Annotated in this window: 16 protein-coding genes; 12 read left to right on the forward strand and 4 right to left on the reverse strand. The window is 38.3% G+C overall.

What is annotated here, in order from left to right:
• Positions 1–244: 244 nt before the first annotated feature.
• From KP713_RS01190 to pepN, 4 genes are all read right to left on the reverse strand, one after another.
• Positions 245–1,321 (reverse strand): YadA family autotransporter adhesin, encoded by a 1,077-nt coding sequence (locus KP713_RS01190; RefSeq protein WP_215769611.1) that lies wholly within the window; start codon positions 1,319–1,321, stop codon positions 245–247.
• Between the two features lie 221 nt (positions 1,322–1,542).
• Positions 1,543–1,692 carry an ESPR domain-containing protein gene (locus tag KP713_RS01195; RefSeq protein ID WP_215769612.1) on the reverse strand — a complete coding sequence of 50 codons (150 nt, stop codon included), beginning with the start codon at positions 1,690–1,692 and terminating at the stop codon, positions 1,543–1,545.
• A 176-nt stretch (positions 1,693–1,868) separates the two neighbouring features.
• On the reverse strand, positions 1,869–4,139 hold the full coding sequence (metE, locus tag KP713_RS01200) for a 5-methyltetrahydropteroyltriglutamate--homocysteine S-methyltransferase (protein ID WP_215769613.1): 2,271 nt from the start codon (positions 4,137–4,139) through the stop codon (positions 1,869–1,871).
• 198 nt (positions 4,140–4,337) lie between these two features.
• Positions 4,338–6,947: an aminopeptidase N gene (gene pepN / locus KP713_RS01205; protein WP_215769614.1), complete on the reverse strand. Its 2,610-nt coding sequence runs from the start codon at positions 6,945–6,947 to the stop codon at positions 4,338–4,340.
• A gap of 160 nt (positions 6,948–7,107) precedes the next feature.
• On the opposite strand from pepN, the gene purE reads away from it, so the two are divergent.
• From purE to trpCF, 12 genes are all read left to right on the forward strand, one after another.
• Complete coding sequence (gene purE / locus KP713_RS01210) at positions 7,108–7,602, forward strand: 5-(carboxyamino)imidazole ribonucleotide mutase (RefSeq protein ID WP_215769615.1); 495 nt, start codon at positions 7,108–7,110, stop codon at positions 7,600–7,602.
• Positions 7,603–7,671: 69 nt separating this feature from the next.
• Positions 7,672–8,760 carry a 5-(carboxyamino)imidazole ribonucleotide synthase gene (gene purK / locus KP713_RS01215; RefSeq protein WP_215769616.1) on the forward strand — a complete coding sequence of 363 codons (1,089 nt, stop codon included), beginning with the start codon at positions 7,672–7,674 and terminating at the stop codon, positions 8,758–8,760.
• 139 nt (positions 8,761–8,899) lie between these two features.
• On the forward strand, positions 8,900–10,090 hold the full coding sequence (locus KP713_RS01220; protein ID WP_215769617.1) for an amino acid aminotransferase: 1,191 nt from the start codon (positions 8,900–8,902) through the stop codon (positions 10,088–10,090).
• A 257-nt stretch (positions 10,091–10,347) separates the two neighbouring features.
• Positions 10,348–11,121, forward strand: coding sequence for a fumarate/nitrate reduction transcriptional regulator Fnr (fnr, locus tag KP713_RS01225; protein WP_048953226.1), 774 nt, complete (start codon positions 10,348–10,350; stop codon positions 11,119–11,121).
• A 135-nt stretch (positions 11,122–11,256) separates the two neighbouring features.
• Positions 11,257–12,186 (forward strand): universal stress protein UspE, encoded by a 930-nt coding sequence (gene uspE, locus KP713_RS01230; protein WP_215769618.1) that lies wholly within the window; start codon positions 11,257–11,259, stop codon positions 12,184–12,186.
• Between the two features lie 155 nt (positions 12,187–12,341).
• Positions 12,342–13,178: a DUF4198 domain-containing protein gene (locus KP713_RS01235; RefSeq protein WP_215769619.1), complete on the forward strand. Its 837-nt coding sequence runs from the start codon at positions 12,342–12,344 to the stop codon at positions 13,176–13,178.
• 188 nt (positions 13,179–13,366) lie between these two features.
• A complete protein-coding gene (locus tag KP713_RS01240) occupies positions 13,367–14,131 on the forward strand; it encodes a glycosyltransferase family 2 protein (protein ID WP_215769892.1) in 765 nt (254 codons plus the stop codon).
• Positions 14,132–14,235: 104 nt separating this feature from the next.
• Complete coding sequence (trpE, locus tag KP713_RS01245) at positions 14,236–15,786, forward strand: anthranilate synthase component I (RefSeq protein ID WP_215769620.1); 1,551 nt, start codon at positions 14,236–14,238, stop codon at positions 15,784–15,786.
• 12 nt (positions 15,787–15,798) lie between these two features.
• Complete coding sequence (locus KP713_RS01250; RefSeq protein WP_140536689.1) at positions 15,799–16,380, forward strand: aminodeoxychorismate/anthranilate synthase component II; 582 nt, start codon at positions 15,799–15,801, stop codon at positions 16,378–16,380.
• 48 nt (positions 16,381–16,428) lie between these two features.
• Positions 16,429–16,815 (forward strand): tautomerase family protein, encoded by a 387-nt coding sequence (locus tag KP713_RS01255; RefSeq protein ID WP_005636019.1) that lies wholly within the window; start codon positions 16,429–16,431, stop codon positions 16,813–16,815.
• A 52-nt stretch (positions 16,816–16,867) separates the two neighbouring features.
• The gene (gene trpD, locus KP713_RS01260; RefSeq protein WP_215769621.1) at positions 16,868–17,869 is read left to right on the forward strand and encodes an anthranilate phosphoribosyltransferase; all 1,002 of its coding nucleotides are present in this window, start codon (positions 16,868–16,870) and stop codon (positions 17,867–17,869) included.
• A gap of 40 nt (positions 17,870–17,909) precedes the next feature.
• Positions 17,910–19,343 (forward strand): bifunctional indole-3-glycerol-phosphate synthase TrpC/phosphoribosylanthranilate isomerase TrpF, encoded by a 1,434-nt coding sequence (trpCF, locus tag KP713_RS01265; RefSeq protein WP_215769893.1) that lies wholly within the window; start codon positions 17,910–17,912, stop codon positions 19,341–19,343.
• Positions 19,344–19,418 lie beyond the last annotated feature (75 nt).

Here is a 19,418-nt window from a genome sequence, read left to right on the forward strand (position 1 = left end):
AGATAAATGATTATCAAAAAAACCGAGCCTTTGGAAAATGCCGTGACGGAATAATTGATACATACTCGTTTATCTCTCGGGATAGTTGACTGTAAGAAAAGTGCGGTCAATTTAAAGGTGAAATCGCTCGTATTCTACGAGGAACAGGAATAATGTGCAAATAATAAAAAATGTGATGATCACAACGCAATCATCACATTTTAATATCAACCTTTCATTCGAAAGTTAAAGGAAAATCAGGTTATTACCAGAAATATGCTACACCAGCACCAGCACCAACATTACCTTGTGTATTAGCACCTAGTGAGAATTTAACCCCATATTTTCCATTATCAGAAAGGCGACTATAACCAACAGCAACCGCAGATTGACCACGATATTGACCTACTGCAGCAGTAGCAGCTGACAAACCAGGGCGATAAGATTGGAGCAAGTTTGCCGTAGCAATTGCACTTGCCGTACCAGCATCTGCACGTTTGCCCATTTTATCGATGCGATGGTTTAACTTATCCATATTGACACTCAAACGGCGTTCAACGGCATGTAACTGACCACCATTCACAGCATCTTTACTGTCTTTAGCAACACGCCCATTAGCCACATTACGGATTACACCTTCCTCATTTAAGCTAATTGACTTATCTGCATTTTTAGTAAACGGTAAGTCGGCAGAAACAATATATTCATTGCCACTAGACGTGACTTTAATGCCACTACCAGCAACTACTTTAGTTTTCGCAGCCTTAATCGCTTCCGCTACTTCGCCAGCTTTCGCCAGTTTATTCGCATCAGCTGTAGCAACAGATGGAGTCTCTCCAGCTGTAATTGTACCCGTTACCGCTGAAACTTTACCTGACTTCAATGTGATTGTTGTGCCATCAGTATCGATAGAAAGACCTTCGCTTTGCGCGCTAATACCACCGTTTGGTTTGGTTTTTGCTGCAATCGTTAATGTATCATTTGCACTATCTACTGTAGCAGTAATACCGTGACCCTCAATTACTTGACGGCCAGGATCACCTTTTTCACCTTTGTCACCTTTTGCGCCTTGCTCGCCCGCAGCACCACCAGCAGTATCACCACCCGCCCAGCTAATTATGGTTTCACCATTTTTAGATTCCACTTTTATTTTGGAATCACCAGATTTGATCACAGATTTAATAATTGTATGACCTGCTTTCTCACCTTCCACAGGTTGTTCTATTGATATCGCACCGCTACCCTCAGCAGCCTCAACTGGCGCATCAAAGGTGATTTTATGAGCCGTATGTGTATCGTTATTTCTTGTAAGTCTAATCCCTTTATTCCCTTCTAAAACCAATCTGGAATGCTCGCTATTCTATGCTGTTGGAGCCGAATCTGCCCCTAATATGCCTATATTCATCTCTGTATCTGGGCACGCAATCTCTACATTTCCATTTTGGCATCCATTATAATGCTTAAGATCATCTGGCTCACCAGTGTTAGTAGTCGTAACACGAAAATAATAGTCTGTTCCCAACGCAGAAGGTTCAGGATTCGTAAGAGGTTCCGAATTAGTAGTTACAGCCTGAGGCCCGTAGACAACACCGTCGCCAATACGGCTGTTGCCACGGTTGCAGAAGCACGTTTTTTGTGTGTTTTAGTCAGTTCAGATACGGCGACCCAGGCTTGAGCTGCTTCGTTCCATACAATTCTAAAAATTTTATTCATAATTTTCCTCTTTAAATAGTCACATTAAAAATTGAGCACGGATTGTACACAATAAAAACAACAACATAATTATAACAATCATCTATTTTATTTATGTTTCACCATAAACATAAAGGACTGAATTTGTAAGATACAACTTCAGTCCTTAAGTTACAGTTAAGTAATAAACTTAAAATTTATGCTAATTCCGCACGTAATTTTTTCGTTACATCCACCATCACTTTTAATTGATCGATAGTTTCTGTCCAACCACGTGTTTTTAAACCGCAGTCTGGATTTACCCATAAGCGTTCTTTTGGAATGACATTTAACGCTTTGCGTAATAAGTGTTCAATTTCACCTGCGGTTGGTACACGTGGGCTGTGGATATCATATACGCCTGGACCGATGTCATTCGGGTAGTTGAATTTCACGAAGGCATCTAATAATTCCATATCTGAACGTGAAGTTTCGATGGTAATCACGTCCGCATCTAATGCAGCAATTGCTGGTAAGATGTCGTTAAATTCGGAATAACACATATGAGTGTGAATTTGCGTATCATCTTGCACGCCCATTGAGCTTAAACGGAATGCTTCGCCTGCCCATTGTAAATATGCATCCCAATCTGCGCGTTTAAGTGGTAAACCTTCACGAATTGCTGGCTCATCGATTTGGATAACTTTAATGCCCGCAGCTTCTAAATCTAACACTTCATCAGATAACGCTACGCCGATTTGTTTACATACGGTTGAACGTGGAATGTCGTTACGTACGAATGACCATTGTAAAATAGTTACAGGGCCTGTAAGCATTCCTTTCATTACACGGTTTGTGAGGCTTTGTGCATATTGAGACCAACGCACCGTCATTGGCTCTGGGCGAGTCACATCACCGTAAATCACTGGTGGTTTTACACAACGTGAACCGTAGCTTTGTACCCAACCAAACTTGGTGAACGCGAAACCGTCTAATAATTCCCCAAAGTATTCCACCATGTCGTTACGTTCTGCTTCACCGTGAACTAACACATCTAAATCTAATTCTTCCTGGCGACGCACTACATATTCGATCTCTTTTTTCATCGCTGCTTCGTAATCTGCAAGAGATAATTCACCTTTTTTGAAGCTTGCACGAGCATGACGAATTTCAGTCGTTTGCGGGAATGAACCAATGTTTGTGGTTGGCAGAAGCGGTAAATTTAACCATGCATTTTGCTTAACAATACGTTCTGCAAATGGCGATTTACGTTGATCCGCACCTTTTGGCAAGTTTGCTAAACGTTCTGCCACTTCTGGGCGATGAATTTCTTTTGAGGTTGCACGTGCATCTGCTGCCGCTTGGCTTGCATCTAATGCCGCTTGAACAGAGGCTCTGCCATTATTTAAGGCTTGTTTTAATACATTTAATTCTTCTACTTTTTGTAGTGTGAAAGATAACCAGCTATAAAGTGCGGTATTTTTTTCTTTTAATTGTACTTCCACTTCTAAATCAAATGGGGTGTGCAATAATGAACAGCTTGGCGCAATCCATAAACGCTCGCCTAATTTTGCTTTTAATGGCTCTAATACATCTAACACTTTATTTAAGTTTGCACGCCAGATATTACGGCCTTCAATCACGCCTGCTGAAAGCACTTTGCTGTAATCTTCAAATACTGCAAGTTGTTCTGGTGCACGCACTAAATCTAAATGCAAGCCCGCAACAGGTAAAGCTTTTAATAACTCAGCGTGTTCAGCAACTGAACCAAAATAAGTGGCTAACAATAATTTTGCGTTCACTTTGCTTAATTCAGCGTAAACAGATTTATAAGCTTCAACCCACTCTGCAGGTAAATCTAATGCTAATGCAGGTTCATCAATTTGAATCCACTCTGCACCTTCAGCCACTAATGCGTTTAAGATTTCAACATAAACAGGCACTAATTGATTTAACAAATCGAAACGGTTAAAAGCTTCGCCTTTTTCTTTACCTAACCATAAGAATGTTAATGGCCCAACAATCACCGGTTTGAAGTTTAAACCTAATGCTTTTGCTTCACGGATTTGGTTTACATAATGTGCTGGATTAGCCTTGAATTGTGTATTTTTATGAAATTCTGGCACGAGATAGTGATAGTTCGTATCGAACCATTTAGTCATTTCAATTGCGAATTGATCTTTGTTACCACGTGCAAGTTGGAAATATTGATCAAGGGTTAAATTTTGACTATCAAAACCAAAACGAGCAGGAATTGCCCCTGTTGCCACTTGTAAATCTAAAATATGATCGTAGAACGTGAAATCGCCCACTGCAACGAAATCCGCATTCGCCGCTGCTTGATGTTTCCAGTTTTTTTCACGCAACGCTTTCGCTAAATCTAATAAATCTTGCTCTGCTAATTCTTTACGCCAATAACGTTCCTGTGCAAATTTTAATTCACGTTTCGCACCCACACGAGGAAAGCCTAAAATATGTGATGTTGTCATAATAACTCCCGTTTTAAAGTAATCTTCTTAATCATTTAGACGGCTAAACGTCTATGCGGGTATAGAATGCGTCATCTCAGTGTATTATGCAAACTTATTATTTTCAGGATTTGTATGAAATTAATTAATATTAAAACCTCGTATAAAACGAAGGGGCATACTAAATGCCCCAAAACTATTGCAAAATTTACCGCACTTTTACTGCAATGCTTTCTCAATTTTTTCAAATAAGTCTTTTGAAAGATTTTCTACAATACTTAGGCGTTCTAAAGCTCGTTTCATGAGCGTTTGGCGTTGAGCATCAAAACGAGAAAAACGAATTAATGGCTCGATTAAGCGCGCAGCCACTTGTGGATTACTTTCATTTAAACGGATTAACACATCCGTTAAGAAACGATAGCCAGAACCGCTGACGTTGTGGAATGCTTTTAAGTTATGGTTAGCAAAACTACCCACTAATGCACGTAAACGGTTTGGATTATTAAAGTTAAAACTTGGGTGATCCATTAATAACTGAATAATTTCCAACACATTTTCATCTGGGCGAGTGGCTTGTAATGCAAACCATTTATCCATCACTAATCCATCATGTTGCCATTTTTGTTCAAAATCAGCTAATAACGCATCTCTGCAAGGTAATGCCGCTTTAGTCGCAACACTTAATGCAGCCAATGTATCTGTCATATTATTCGCATTATTGTAGTGTTTTTGGACTAAGTTATTACCCAAATTGGTGTAAGCCAAATAAGTTAAGCAAAGATTACGCATTGCACGCAAGGCGATGTCTTGTTGAGTAACTTGATAATCATCAAGACGAATATGGGTGTAAACGCGCAAGAAATCATCTTTTAAAGATTCTGCAATTTGCGCTTGCATAAATGCTCTTGCGGCTGAAATACCATCAGGATCGATGGTTTTGAAACCTTCAGCAAATTCCATTTCTTTCGGCAGCGTGAGAATTAACGTTGCCAGTTCAATATCCTTCTCATAATTGTTCAAAACATGAGAAAGTGCGGTCAACATTTCAGGCGAAATTGCTAGCGCCTCGCCTTGTTGGAAACGCACAACATTACGACGTAATTCTTGCGCAAATAACATCTGAGCCGCATCCCAACGGATAAATTGATTATCTGCAAATTTCAGCAAGCCTAATAACTGCTCAGTTTTATAATCATAATCCAGTTTGACTGGCGCAGAAAAATCACATAGCAATGCGGGAATAGGGCGACCATAAATGCCATGAAACTCGAAGACTTGATCTTTTTCAGTAACATTTAATACGTCACTCAACAATTCGCCATTATGTTGTAGCATTTGTTTCGTGCCGTTCGCATCATAAAGCGCCACTTTTAATGGAATATGTAAATTCACTTTTTCCATTTGATCGGCGGTTGGCTGTGTGGATTGTGAAACTGTTAAACGATAAGTATGCGTTTTTTCGTCATAAGCATCACTAATTAATAATTCTGGTGTACCTGATTGGCTATACCAACGGCGGAATTGGTTTAAATCGAGGTTATTTGCACGTTCCATAGCAGAAACAAAATCTTCACAGGTTGCGGCTTTGCCATCATTTTCAGCAATATAAAGCTGCATCCCTTTTTGGAAACCTTGCTCGCCTAATAAAGTGTGCAACATACGAATGACTTCTGCCCCTTTTTCATATACCGTCACGGTATAGAAGTTATTCATTTCAATCACTTTCTCAGGGCGAATTGGGTGCGACATTGGGCTTGAATCTTCGGCAAATTGTACGGTGCGTAAAAATTTCACATTATTAATGCGATTCACCGCACGCGAACCTGTATCTGAAGAAAATTCTTGATCACGGAAAACCGTTAAACCTTCTTTCAAACTTAATTGGAACCAATCACGGCAGGTTACACGGTTGCCTGTCCAGTTATGGAAATATTCGTGTGCGAGCACACTTTCAATGGTAAGATAATCTTCATCTGTTGCCGTTTGTGGATTGGCTAATACAAATTTAGAGTTAAAGATATTTAACCCTTTATTTTCCATGGCGCCCATATTGAAAAAATCGACGGCAACGATCATGTAAATATCTAAGTCATATTCTAAATTAAAGCGATCCTCATCCCATTTCATCGCTTTTTTCAGACTTTCCATTGCCCAAGTTGCACGATCAAGATTGCCTCTATCAACATAAAGCTCTAAGGCTACTTCACGACCACTTTTAGTAATAAATTTATCTTGTAATAAATCAAAATCCCCTGCCACTAAAGCGAATAAATAGCTTGGTTTTGGGAAAGGATCGTTCCATTCCACCCAATGGCGACCATCTTCTAATTCACCACTTGCAATGCGGTTACCATTCGAAAGTAAGAATGGATATTTAGTTTTATCTGCGGTAATTTTGGTTGTGTAACGCGCCAGCACATCAGGGCGATCAAGCATATAAGTGATTTGACGGAAACCCTCCGCCTCGCATTGCGTACAAATGCCCTCACCAGACTGATATAGCCCCTGTAATGAAGTGTTTTCTGCTGGTACAAGGAAGGTCACAATTTCAAGTTCAAATTCTTCCGCACTTTTACCTTTTAAATCGAGCGTTAAACTCTCACCATCTTGTTGATAGTCCGAAAATGGCTCACCATTAAATTTAATAGAGGAAAACTGGAAACTATGCCCATCTAAACGTAAAGAAGTCGCTTCATTATTTAAGCGTTGGAATTTTGTGGTTGCCGTCACCACAGTATGTTTTGGATCGAGTTGAAAATCTAAATAAATGTCAGTGACCGTAAAATCTGGTTGTTTGTAATCTTTTCTATATTTTGCTTTGGCTAACATAATTTGCCCTATTCTTATAAAAATTATGCTTAGGATAAAATTTTATCCTTAAAGTTGCAATGGTATTTTCCTATAAAACCGATTTAGCAAACGTTTGCTTGATATGCCCAAGATGTGCTATTCTACGCCACGTTTTTAATTAAAAAATTGAGAAAATAGCATGTCAAACACTGCACAAATTGCCGTTGTAATGGGTTCCAAAAGCGATTGGGCTACCATGCAAGAGGCAACTCAGATTTTAGATGAGTTAAAAGTACCTTATCATGTGGAAATCGTCTCTGCCCATCGTACGCCTGATAAACTTTTTGAATTTGCCGAAAATGCACAAAAAAATGGCTACAAAGTAATTATTGCTGGTGCTGGCGGTGCGGCACATTTACCCGGTATGATCGCAGCGAAAACACTTGTGCCAGTGCTGGGTGTGCCAGTAAAAAGTTCTATGTTAAGTGGTGTAGATAGTCTTTATTCGATTGTGCAAATGCCAAAAGGAATCCCAGTCGGAACATTAGCTATTGGCCCTGCTGGCTCGGCAAATGCGGGGTTGTTAGCTGCACAAATTCTAGCAGGTTGGGATTTAGAATTGCTTTCACGCTTGCAATCTTTCCGTGAAAGCCAAACTCATGCTGTACTGGATAACCCCGATCCACGCACATAAAAATATCTTCAGATCTGACCGCACTTTTAAAGTGCGGTTGTTTTTTTCGTAAATTTAACGAGAAATATTATGCAAAACTCCACCTTATATCCAACCGTTTATGTACTCGGCAACGGACAACTTGGCAGAATGTTACGTTACGCTGGTGCACCTTTAGATATTTATGTTGAACCGCTTGAGTTCAATGCGCCAGTTTTTGACTTACCTGAAAATGCAATCATCACGGCGGAAATTGAACGCTGGGAAAAAACGCCTTTGACTGAATTACTCGGCAATCATAAAAACTTCGTTAATCAACATGTATTTGGATTATTGGCCGATCGTTTTACTCAAAAATCCTTGCTTGATGAACTGAATCTTTCGACATCGCCTTGGTGTTTATTAAAAGATAAAAATCAATGGAATGATCTTTTCCAAACTGTTGGCGAGAAAGTCGTCGTTAAACGCAGAACAGGCGGATATGATGGACGTGGTCAATGGATTATCAGCGATGAAAACAAAGCGGACATCACCGATGATTTATTTGGTGAAGTGATCGCAGAAAAATTTATTCCTTTCGATTATGAGGTTTCGATTGTAGGCGCAAGATTTAAAAATGGCGAAAAACGTTTTTATCCCGTTACGCATAACCTGCAACAAAATGGTATTTTGCGTTACAGTGTGGTTGATATTGCGTTTCCTCAACAATCCGAACAACAAAAACAAGCAGAAACAATGCTCGGCAAAATTATGGATAAATTAGGCTATGTGGGAGTCATGGCAATGGAATGTTTTGTTGTAGGCGACAAATTACTGATTAACGAACTTGCGCCTCGCGTACATAACAGTGGACATTGGACACAACTAGGATGCTCGATTAGCCAATTTGAATTACATTTACGTGCGCTACTCAATTTGCCAACACCTGAATTACAAACATTCGCCCCAAGTGTGATGGTGAATTTAATCGGCACAAACCATAATCCCAAATGGCTTAATACACCGTTTGCACAACTTCATTGGTATGGTAAAGAAGTGAGAACTGGACGTAAGGTTGGGCATATCAATCTTTCTCATCCTAATAAAGCGGTCATTGTTCAACAATTAGAAAAACTCCGCGCTGAGTTACCAGAAGATTATCAATCGGGATTAAATTGGGCGATTGAAAAACTAAAATAATATAAAAAATAACCGCACTTTTTGATGAATATTTAAAAATATCAAAGTGCGGTTAATTTTTATAAAAATCTTTCTTGATAAAATAAAACGGCTGAAGTATAAAATTATCCACCACACAACACATACATAAGGAAAAGCTATGTTTGAACATATCAAAGCGGCACCAGCCGATCCAATCTTAGGCTTAGGCGAAGCATTCAAATCCGAAACTCGCGAAAATAAAATCAACTTGGGTATTGGCGTTTATAAAGATGCGCAAGGCACAACCCCAATTATGCGTGCAGTGAAAGAAGCCGAAAAACGCTTATTTGATAAGGAAAAAACGAAGAATTATCTGACTATTGATGGTATTGCTGATTATAACGAACGAACAAAAGCACTACTTTTCGGTAAAGATTCTGAAGTCATCCAATCTAATCGAGCAAGAACAGTACAAAGTTTAGGTGGAACAGGCGCATTACGCATTGCGGCAGAATTTATTAAACGTCAAACCAAAGCACAAAATGTTTGGATCAGCACACCAACATGGCCAAACCACAATGCCATTTTCAATGCGGTGGGTATGACAATTCGTGAATATCGTTATTATGATGCTGAACGTAAAGCCCTTGATTGGGAACATTTACTCGAAGATTTAAGCCAAGCAAGCGAAGGTGATGTGGTGCTTTTACACGGTTGCTGCCACAATCCAACCGGTATTGACCCAACCCCTGAACAATGGCAAGAATTAGCCGCACTTTCGGCTAAAAATGGTTGGTTGCCACTCTTTGACTTTGCTTATCAAGGTTTAGCCAATGGCTTAGACCAAGATGCTTACGGTTTACGTGCTTTTGCGGCAAACCACAAAGAATTATTAGTCGCGAGTTCATTCTCTAAAAACTTTGGTTTATACAATGAGCGTGTCGGTGCCTTTACCCTTGTGGCTGAAAATGCAGAAATTGCTTCAACTGCATTAACACAAGTGAAATCAATTATTCGTACACTCTACTCTAACCCTGCATCTCACGGTGGGGCGACCGTAGCAACAGTATTAAATGATGCTCAACTTCGCCAAGAATGGGAAAATGAATTAACTGAAATGCGTGAGCGCATCAAAAAAATGCGTCATTTATTCGTTCAGTTATTAAAAGAATATGGTGCAGAACAAGATTTCAGCTTTATCATGGAACAAAATGGTATGTTCTCTTTCAGTGGCTTATCACCTGAACAAGTAGATCATTTAAAAGATGAGTTTGCGATTTATGCTGTTCGTTCTGGTCGAATCAATGTAGCAGGTATCACAGAAGATAATATTCGTTATTTATGTGAAAGTATTGTAAAAGTGCTTTAATCATCTTGAGTTTAAGAGGGCTAAAATTTAAAAAATTTTAGCCCTTATTCTTTACCAATATCCCTCAATGTCAAAAATATCGACAAACAAATGCGATTATAAGAATGCATAACATAATCAAAATTTGAATCAAACGTTTTTTGGTTAATTTCTCAGCAGGCATTGATGATTTACTCTTCTTTATATGACTAATTAGTGGTATACTTTTTTGCGTTAGATCAATTTTACACTAATTTCTCGAAATATTTGAGGTTTACATGAAGAATTTCGTTGCAGAAACCAAGGCAGGACGCCGGATTCAATCGGGAGGTTGTGCTATTCATTGCCAGGATTGCAGTATTAGCCAACTTTGTATTCCTTTTACGCTGAACGAACACGAATTAGATCAGCTTGATAATATTATCGAACGAAAAAAACCCATTCAAAAATCTCAAGTACTTTATAAAGCCGGTGACACACTCAATTCTATTTACGCTATTCGTTCTGGCACCATAAAAACCTATACCATTAGTGAATCTGGTGAAGAACAAATTACCTCTTTTCACTTACCTGGTGATTTAGTTGGTTTTGATGCAATTACTCAAATGCAACACCCAAGTTTTGCTCAAGCATTAGAAACGGCAATGGTATGCGAAATTCCTTATGATATTTTGGATGACTTAGCCGGTAAAATGCCAAAATTACGCCAACAAATTTTACGCCTAATGAGTAATGAAATTAAAAGTGATCAAGAAATGATTTTATTACTGTCTAAAATGAATGCAGAAGAACGCTTGGCTGCTTTTATTCATAATCTTTCTAAACGATACTCTGCTCGCGGTTTTTCAGCTAAAGAATTCCGTTTAACCATGACTCGAGGCGATATAGGAAATTATCTTGGTTTAACTGTTGAAACTATTAGTCGTTTATTAGGTCGTTTCCAAAAATTAGGTATCCTCACCGTACAAGGAAAATATATTACTATTAATGATATTGACGGTTTGATTGAGTTAACTGGAACAAATAAAACCAAAATTACAATGGTTGAATAATGAAAAAAAGGCGTGCAAATTCACGCCTTTTTTACATAGATAAAAATAATCTTAGAATAAGCTCACCTTTTTATCTCTCACACCTTGCCATTCTAAAGATTCTTTTTTATTCTATGAAAAGCTTCGGAGGTTATGATGAAATTTAAAAATATCCTAGTTGTTCTTAATCCTGAAAACGAAAAACAATATGCTCTTGCTCGTGCTGTTCGTTTAGCGAAAGAACAAAAAAATGAAACAAAAGTAAAAATTACCGCCCTTTTATCTGTATATGATTTATCTTATGAAATGTCTGCCTTACTTTCTTCAGAAGAACGTTCTGAAATGCATCGTCAGGTGATTGAAAAGCATCATCATGCTGTACAATATTACTTAGATAAATATGCTGATCCAGAAATTGAATTACAATCTCACATTGTTTGGCACAGTAATGAGACAGAGGCGATAAAAGAAGAAGTTGAAAATAATGATTATGATCTTGTAGTGAAATATACCAAAGATCAAGAAAGTTTTACTTCTCTAATTTTCACGCCAGTTGATTGGCAATTACTACGTAAATGCCCGATTCCTGTATTAATGGTACGCGATGGCGACTGGAAACATCAACGCCGTATTTTAGTAGCGGTAAATGTTTCAGGCGAACAAGAATACCAAAATGAATTTAATCTAGAACTTGTTGAAACTGGTATGTCATTAGCTGAAAACTTAAATCGTGGCAATGTGCATTTAGTTGCAGCCTACCCTTCAACACCAATCAACATGGCCATTGACTTACCTGAATTTAACACATCAGGTTATGAAAATGGTATTCGAGGCCAACATCTTATTAATATGAAAGCCTTACGACAACAATTTGGTATAGCAGAAGATCATACTCATGTATGTGAAGGTTTCCCTGAGGAGGTTATTCCTACTGTAGCTAAAGAAATTGAAGCAGAACTAGTTATCCTTGGCACTGTTGGTCGTACAGGGCTATCTGCCGCCTTACTTGGTAATACTGCAGAACATGTTATAAGTAAATTAAGTTGTAATCTCTTAGGTATCAAACCATCTAAAAAGGATGAATAATTCATCTCACACATAAAAGTGCGGAAAATATTACCGCACTTTTGTGATTTAGATCACAAATCCACACTTTTCCTACAACCCCCTTTAAATGAGATTCGTTTTTATTTAAAATCCATGAAATTATTTCTCCCTCATTTTTAATTTAAGGACAAAAAATGAAAAAAACACTTATTGCAAGCTTACTTGCATTTGCAAGTATCGCCCAAGCACATGATCTTTGGGTTGATGTTCCTGCTCAAATTCCATCAGATAGTATATTAAAGGCTAATATGGGATATGGTCACTATCCTTATGTAGAAAAAATTCCTGAAGCTCGTTTAAAAATTTTTGCGCCAATGGAAGTTATCAGCCAAGATGGCGAAAAACAAATACTGGTTCAAAAAGGAGAAAATTACCAATATCAATCAAGTAAATCTTTAACTAATGGCTCTTACTGGGTAACAGCAACATACAAACCAACATTCTGGTCACAAAATGCAGAAGGTTGGAAAATGGAAAATTTAAAAGGTTTACCGAATGCGACCTATTGCGAAGAAACCCAAATGTTTGCTAAAAAACTTATTACTGTAGGCAAACAAAAATTAAATGCTGAAATGGCAAAAACACGTATTGGTTTGCCACTTGAAATTGTACTATTAGAAGATCCAAGTAAAGTAAAAGCAGGCGAACCGTTCCCTGTTCAAATCTTCTATAATGATCAGCCTTTAGCGGGAGAAACCGTCATTGCGACATCCGATACCATCGCAATGAAAGATTTTGAGGCCGTTGATGGACATCGTGAACCACAAGGATTCTCAGGGAAAACCGATGAACAAGGTCGTGTAAATATTATTCCTCTTATTGAGGGAATTTGGAAAATCAAAGTTATTCATAAAACTTCATTTCCAGAACAACAAATTTGCCAACAATCGGCAAACTACTCAACATTGATTCTTCCAATTGGAAAAGGTTTAGATAAACTGCCGCCACGACCAGAGCATCACCATCATTAATTTCTATACACCATAAAATAGTGGTGATAGAATGCAAAAACGCTATCAATAAAATGGATATTTTTCTTACGAAAAATATCCATTTTTATTCAATATAGCAAAATAAAAAGAGATGTATATCGATGAACAAACAAAATAGTAAAACCGTTGCGGTAGTCACTTCAACAATTGGTCGTCCAGAATTAGCTTTGGCTATTAAAAGCGTGCAAAATCAAACTTATCCATGTAAGCATTATGTATTTGTCGATGGCAATATATTTTGCGATAAAGCCAACTCCATATTGGCACAATTCCCCAATGTCGTACCAATTTATTTACCGATGAATACCGGTAAAAATCGTATTCTCAATGGAGCCATTAATGCTGCTGCAGCTTTTCTTGTTGAAGAAGATATTATTTGTTACTTAGATGATGACAATCAGCTACGAGAAGATCACGTGGAAAGCTTAGTAAACGTGCTTGAACAAGGTGCTGATTTTGCTTATTCCTTACGAGCTTTTTACGACTTAAATCATCAATTTATTTGCCATGATGATTTTGAATCTCTAGGAAATTGGAATACAAAAAGCGATATTTTCGTAGATGTTAAAATAGAAGATATTCAAAAACAAATACATTTTAACTTTAATGGCATCAATGCTCATATCGATACCAATTGTTATGCCGTACCTCGTGAAATAGCCCAGAAAGCAGCGTATGGCTGGTATACCCTATCTATCGGTGACCGAGGATTTTTATCAGCCCTAAAAGATTTAGGTTTAATGGGACAAACCTCTGGAAAATATACTGTCAAATATACCATTGATTTTAATAAATTAATCGTTGCTCGTAGTTTCTTCCCTCAATTAACACTATCAGATGAATTAAATGATCATATTTCTGCCGGCATATTAAAGCTAATTAATCAGCAAAATATTGAATATTACGACGGCCGTCCTTGGGCAAAGGAATAAAAGTAAAGATTTTTCATCAAAAAACATAAAAAATCTTAATTCAGGCTTGACTTATTTCTCATGTACTAGTTTAATAGTACAAAAGTTTCCAAAAGGATATCAATATGCAAACTCAAGCCTTTATTGCAGTGACAGCTCAACCCGTTCCTTATTATGCCGACACCACTGCTATTTTTAATACACTTTGCCAACCTAATTCAAATTCTCTTCTACTCGACTCTGCCGAAATCGGGAGTAAAAACAGTTTACAAAGCCTTATCTTAGTCAATGCTGCGGTTAAAATAACGTGCTTAGGTCACAACGTCATATTTAAAGCATTAAATGAGAATGGAAAACAAGTTTTAAAAGAAATTCATCCAAAATTAACCGTACTTGGAAAAATAAATGCGGTCAATTTTGATAATGAATTTTCTGTACAATTTTCTCCGCTTGATAATCAACTCGATGAAGATAGCAAATTACAGTCTGCTACTATTTTTGATGGACTACGTGTTGTTTCTACTCTTTATCAACATAGCCAAACGCCCATTTTCTTAGGTGGATTGTTTGCTTACGATCTCGTTGCAAATTTCATTCCAATGGATGGCATTACATTGCAAAATGATGGTATTAACTGCCCTGATTACAGTTTCTATCTTGCCGAACATCTCATTACTATCGACCATCAAAATCAACAAGCAACACTAAAAAGTTTCTGTTTTGCCCAAGAAGAACAAGTTAATATTGCGAAAACCTCGCTTTCCATTGCACAAAAACTAAAAAATATTGATAACGTTCTTTCTATTAAAGCGGCAAGTGATGAAGTTAAAACAAACTTTGACGATCCTGAATTTACTGGCATTGTGAAAGCCTTAAAACACCATATTAACATTGGTGATGTATTCCAAATTGTGCCCTCTCGCCGTTTCTCCCTTGCTTGCCCGAATACATTAGCCAGTTATGCCCAACTCAAACAAAATAATCCAAGCCCTTATATGTTCTATATGAATGATGAAGACTTTATTTTGTTTGGTGCATCGCCAGAAAGTGCGCTGAAATATGAGCCAGAAAATCGTCAGTTAGAAATTTACCCAATCGCAGGTTCACGCCCTCGTGGTTTTGATGCTCACGGCAACATTGATCCTGAATTAGATGTACGTTTAGAACTAGAACTTCGTCTTGATCACAAAGAACAAGCAGAACATTTAATGTTGGTTGATTTAGCGCGTAACGATATTGCTCGAGTTTGCCAAAGCGGCACCCGTAAAGTGGCAGAATTAATGCAAGTGGATCGCTATTCTCACATCATGCATTTGGTCTCTCGCGTAGTGGGTAAATTACGCCCTGAGTTAGATGCGCTTCACGCCTATCAAGCCTGTATGAATATGGGTACATTAACTGGCGCGCCCAAAATCAAAGCAATGCAGCTTATTTATCAATTTGAGCAGCAAAAACGTCATAGTTACGGTGGTGCAGTGGGTTATCTCACTTCCGATGGACATTTTGATACCTGTATAGTAATCCGTTCTGCTTTCGTACAAAATGGGGTTGCCCATATTCAAGCAGGTTGCGGCGAGGTGTTAGATTCTGATCCACAAATGGAAGCCGATGAAACACGCCACAAAGCAGCGGCTGTCTTAAAAGCTATTCGTCAAGTTAATACACAAGCAAAATAAGGAAGAATTATTATGGCTAATATTTTATTTTTAGATAACTTCGATTCCTTTACTTACAATCTTGTGGATCAATTCCGTGTATTGGGTCACAACGTCACAATTTACCGCAATGATTGTGATTTAGAAAAACTGGTAGAAACCGCACTCAATACACCTGATACCATTCTTGCACTCTCTCCAGGGCCAGGAACACCATCAGAAGCGGGGATTTTGCTGCCATTGATCGAACGCTTAAAAAATCATATTCCAATTATTGGAATTTGTTTAGGCCATCAAGCATTGATTCAAGCCTTTGGCGGGAAGGTTGTTCACGCTGGCGAAGTATTGCATGGTAAAGTTTCTCGTATCACCCATGATAACGAAGCCATGTTTAAAGATCTTACTAATCCAATGCCTGTGGCGCGTTATCATTCTTTAATGGGACAAGATTTACCAAAAGAATTTATCGTCAATGCGGAATATAATGGCATTATCATGGCAATTCGTCATCGCGATTTACCCATTTGCGCATTCCAATTTCACCCTGAAAGTATTTTAACAGTGCAAGGTTCGCAATTATTACAACAATCCATTGAATGGTTGTTAAATAGATAAGACATCAAAAAATGCGGTGATTTTTAACCGCACTTTAAAGGAGAAAAAATGATCACCGTATTCGGACTTAAATCCAAACTCGCACCACGTCGTGAACAACTGGCAGAAGTCATTTATAACAGCCTATATCTTGGCTTAGATATTCCAAAAGGCAAACACGCGATTCGCTTTCTGTGTTTAGAAAAAGAAGATTTTTACTACCCTTTCGACCGTAGCGATGATTACACAGTCATCGAAATTAACCTGATGGCTGGTCGTATGGAAGGCACGAAAAAACGCTTGATAAAAATGCTGTTTAGCGAATTGGAGTACAAGCTCGGCATCCGAGCTCACGATGTGGAGATTACGATTAAAGAACAACCTGCGCATTGCTGGGGTTTCCGCGGAATGACAGGCGATGAAGCGCGCGATTTAGATTACGATATTTATGTTTAATAAAATATAGAAAATTAACAAATCCATATATAAAGAAAAACAGGAATAGACTATGCAACACAACCAATTATTAGAACAACTTTATAGCGGACATTCACTTTCGACTTCAGAAAGCACCGCACTTTTTAATGCAGTCATCCAAGGTGAGCTTTCCAATGAACAAATTGCTGCAATGCTGATTGCGTTAAAAGTGCGGGGAGTAAATACTGAAGAAATTACGGGTGCGGTTGCCGCCTCATTACAAAATGCCAAAGTATTTCCACGTCCAGATTATCCTTTTGCGGATATTGTAGGAACGGGGGGTGATGGGCAAAACACCATTAATATTTCCACCGCCAGTGCGATTGTGGCAGCATCAATGGGAGCAAAAGTAGCAAAACACGGTAACCGCAGTGTATCAAGCAAATCAGGTGCTAGCGATGTGTTAACCGCACTTGGCGTGAATGTGAATGTCACACCAGAGCAAGCTCGACAAGCATTAGATGAAATTGGTGTCTGCTTTTTATTTGCTCAACAATATCATTCTGGTTTCCGCCACGTTGCGCCAGTCCGTGCCGCTTTAAAAACCCGCACTATCTTTAATATTTTAGGGCCGCTTATCAATCCTGCCCGTCCAACTTATCATTTGCTTGGCGTATATGCACCTGAATTAGTGAAAACCTATGCTGAAACCGCCGTTGCCTTAGAACATCAACATTCCTTTGTTGTGCATGGTTCTGGCTTAGATGAAGTCGCATTACACGGTGAAACGCAAGTGGCAAAAATTAAAAATGGCAAAATTGAATATTTCACTTTAACGCCTGAAGATTTTGGCTTAAAAGCACAATCCCTCGAAAGCCTTCGTGGTGGTGAACCACAAGAAAATGCCCAAATGCTCACCGCACTTTTACAAGGCAAAGGAAAAGCTGAACACGCAAATGCTGTCGCAGCAAACACGGCATTATTATTGAAATTATTCGGGCACGATGACTTAAAACAAAATGTGCAAAATGTATTGGCGCACCTTGCATCAGGTAAAGCCTTTGAAACATTACAGAAATTAACCACATATTAATAAAAAGCTAATTTAATACGCCATAATAAGAATAAAAATGATGATCACTCAAGATTTTACCAAACCCATTGATTCCGCTACGGTGTTACAAAAAATTGTACTTGATAAAGCACAATGGGTTAAAGCAAAGGAAACTGAATTTCCACTTTCTCAGTTTAAACAAAACGTTCAAAAATCTGACCGCTCTTTTTACGCTGCATTATCAAAAGGCACACATCAAAAGCCAGCCTATATTTTGGAATGTAAAAAAGCCTCTCCTTCCAAGGGATTAATTCGTGCTGAATTTAATTTGGAAGATATCGCCAATGTCTATAAACACTATGCCTCTGCTGTATCTGTGCTAACTGACGAAAAATACTTCCAAGGTAATTTTGAGTTCTTGCCTTTAGTTCGCGATATCGTGAGCCAACCTGTGCTTTGCAAAGATTTTATGATCAGCGAATATCAAGTTTACCTTGCACGCTACTATCAAGCGGATGCAATTTTATTAATGCTTTCTGTGGTAAACGATGAGACTTATCGTGTGCTGGCAGATCTTGCGCATTCTCTTGGTATGGGCGTATTGACAGAAACTAGTAATGAAGAAGAATTTGAACGCGCCCTTGCGCTTGGTGCGAAAATTATTGGTGTCAATAATCGTAACTTGCACGATTTAACTGTGGATTTAAATCGTGTTGTTGAACTCACTGAAAAATATTCCGACCGTATCCCTACTGATGTACGTATTATTAGCGAATCAGGCATTTACAACCACAAGCAAATTCGTCAATTACAAAAAGTGGCGCATGGTTTCTTAATTGGGAGTAGCTTAATGGGCAACCAAGATTTGAACAATGCGGTGCGTGAAGTGATTTTTGGAGAAAATAAAGTATGCGGTTTAACACGCGCGCAAGATGTCAAAATCGTTTACGAAAACGGTGCACTTTACGGAGGATTAATCTTCGCCGAACATTCAAAACGTTGTATGAGTTTACGCCAGGCGCAAGAATTGGTAACCACTGCTCCACTTCGATTTGTTGGTGTGTTTCAGAATCAAGAAATTGACTTTATCGTAAAAATAGCCAACCAGTTACAGCTTTATGCAGTGCAATTACACGGTGCAGAAACTGCAGCATTTATTACCGCACTTCGTCATCAACTACCCGAAAGTACACAAATCTGGAAAGCGATTTCGGTCAATACTGAATCCCAAAGTGTGGTCGATTTTACAGATGATTTGAATGTGGATCGTTATATTTTTGATAGTCAAACAGCTAACCAACAAGGTGGCACAGGAAAAACTTTTGATTGGTCATTAATTCCTGAAAACCTTAAACATAAGATTATTTTAGCCGGAGGTATCTCACCAAATAATGTGGAACAAGCCATTCAACAAAATTGCTTAGGCTTAGATCTTAATTCTGGCGTAGAGAGTGCTGCGGGCGTAAAAGATCAAGAAAAAGTGCGGTTAGTTTTTGAAAAAATTTGTTCTTAATCCAATCTAAGGCTGTATTCTACAGCCTTTATTTTTATTCTTTTTCAATCAAATAAGAACTCCTCTCAAATACAA

This window comes from Haemophilus sp. SZY H36 (genome assembly GCF_018829625.1).
GTDB lineage: Bacteria > Pseudomonadota > Gammaproteobacteria > Enterobacterales > Pasteurellaceae > Haemophilus > Haemophilus haemolyticus_K.

Bases quoted from the DNA above. Each gene is read 5' to 3' on its own strand.
- KP713_RS01195 (WP_215769612.1), bottom strand. From the start codon at position 1,692: ATGAATAAAATTTTTAGAATTGTATGGAACGAAGCAGCTCAAGCCTGG.
- metE (WP_215769613.1), bottom strand. From the start codon at position 4,139: ATGACAACATCACATATTTTAGGCTTTCCTCGTGTGGGTGCGAAACGT.
- pepN (WP_215769614.1), bottom strand. From the start codon at position 6,947: ATGTTAGCCAAAGCAAAATATAGAAAAGATTACAAACAACCAGATTTT.
- purE (WP_215769615.1), top strand. From the start codon at position 7,108: ATGTCAAACACTGCACAAATTGCCGTTGTAATGGGTTCCAAAAGCGAT.
- purK (WP_215769616.1), top strand. From the start codon at position 7,672: ATGCAAAACTCCACCTTATATCCAACCGTTTATGTACTCGGCAACGGA.
- KP713_RS01220 (WP_215769617.1), top strand. From the start codon at position 8,900: ATGTTTGAACATATCAAAGCGGCACCAGCCGATCCAATCTTAGGCTTA.
- fnr (WP_048953226.1), top strand. From the start codon at position 10,348: ATGAAGAATTTCGTTGCAGAAACCAAGGCAGGACGCCGGATTCAATCG.
- uspE (WP_215769618.1), top strand. From the start codon at position 11,257: ATGAAATTTAAAAATATCCTAGTTGTTCTTAATCCTGAAAACGAAAAA.
- KP713_RS01235 (WP_215769619.1), top strand. From the start codon at position 12,342: ATGAAAAAAACACTTATTGCAAGCTTACTTGCATTTGCAAGTATCGCC.
- trpE (WP_215769620.1), top strand. From the start codon at position 14,236: ATGCAAACTCAAGCCTTTATTGCAGTGACAGCTCAACCCGTTCCTTAT.
- KP713_RS01250 (WP_140536689.1), top strand. From the start codon at position 15,799: ATGGCTAATATTTTATTTTTAGATAACTTCGATTCCTTTACTTACAAT.
- KP713_RS01255 (WP_005636019.1), top strand. From the start codon at position 16,429: ATGATCACCGTATTCGGACTTAAATCCAAACTCGCACCACGTCGTGAA.
- trpD (WP_215769621.1), top strand. From the start codon at position 16,868: ATGCAACACAACCAATTATTAGAACAACTTTATAGCGGACATTCACTT.
- trpCF (WP_215769893.1), top strand. From the start codon at position 17,910: ATGATCACTCAAGATTTTACCAAACCCATTGATTCCGCTACGGTGTTA.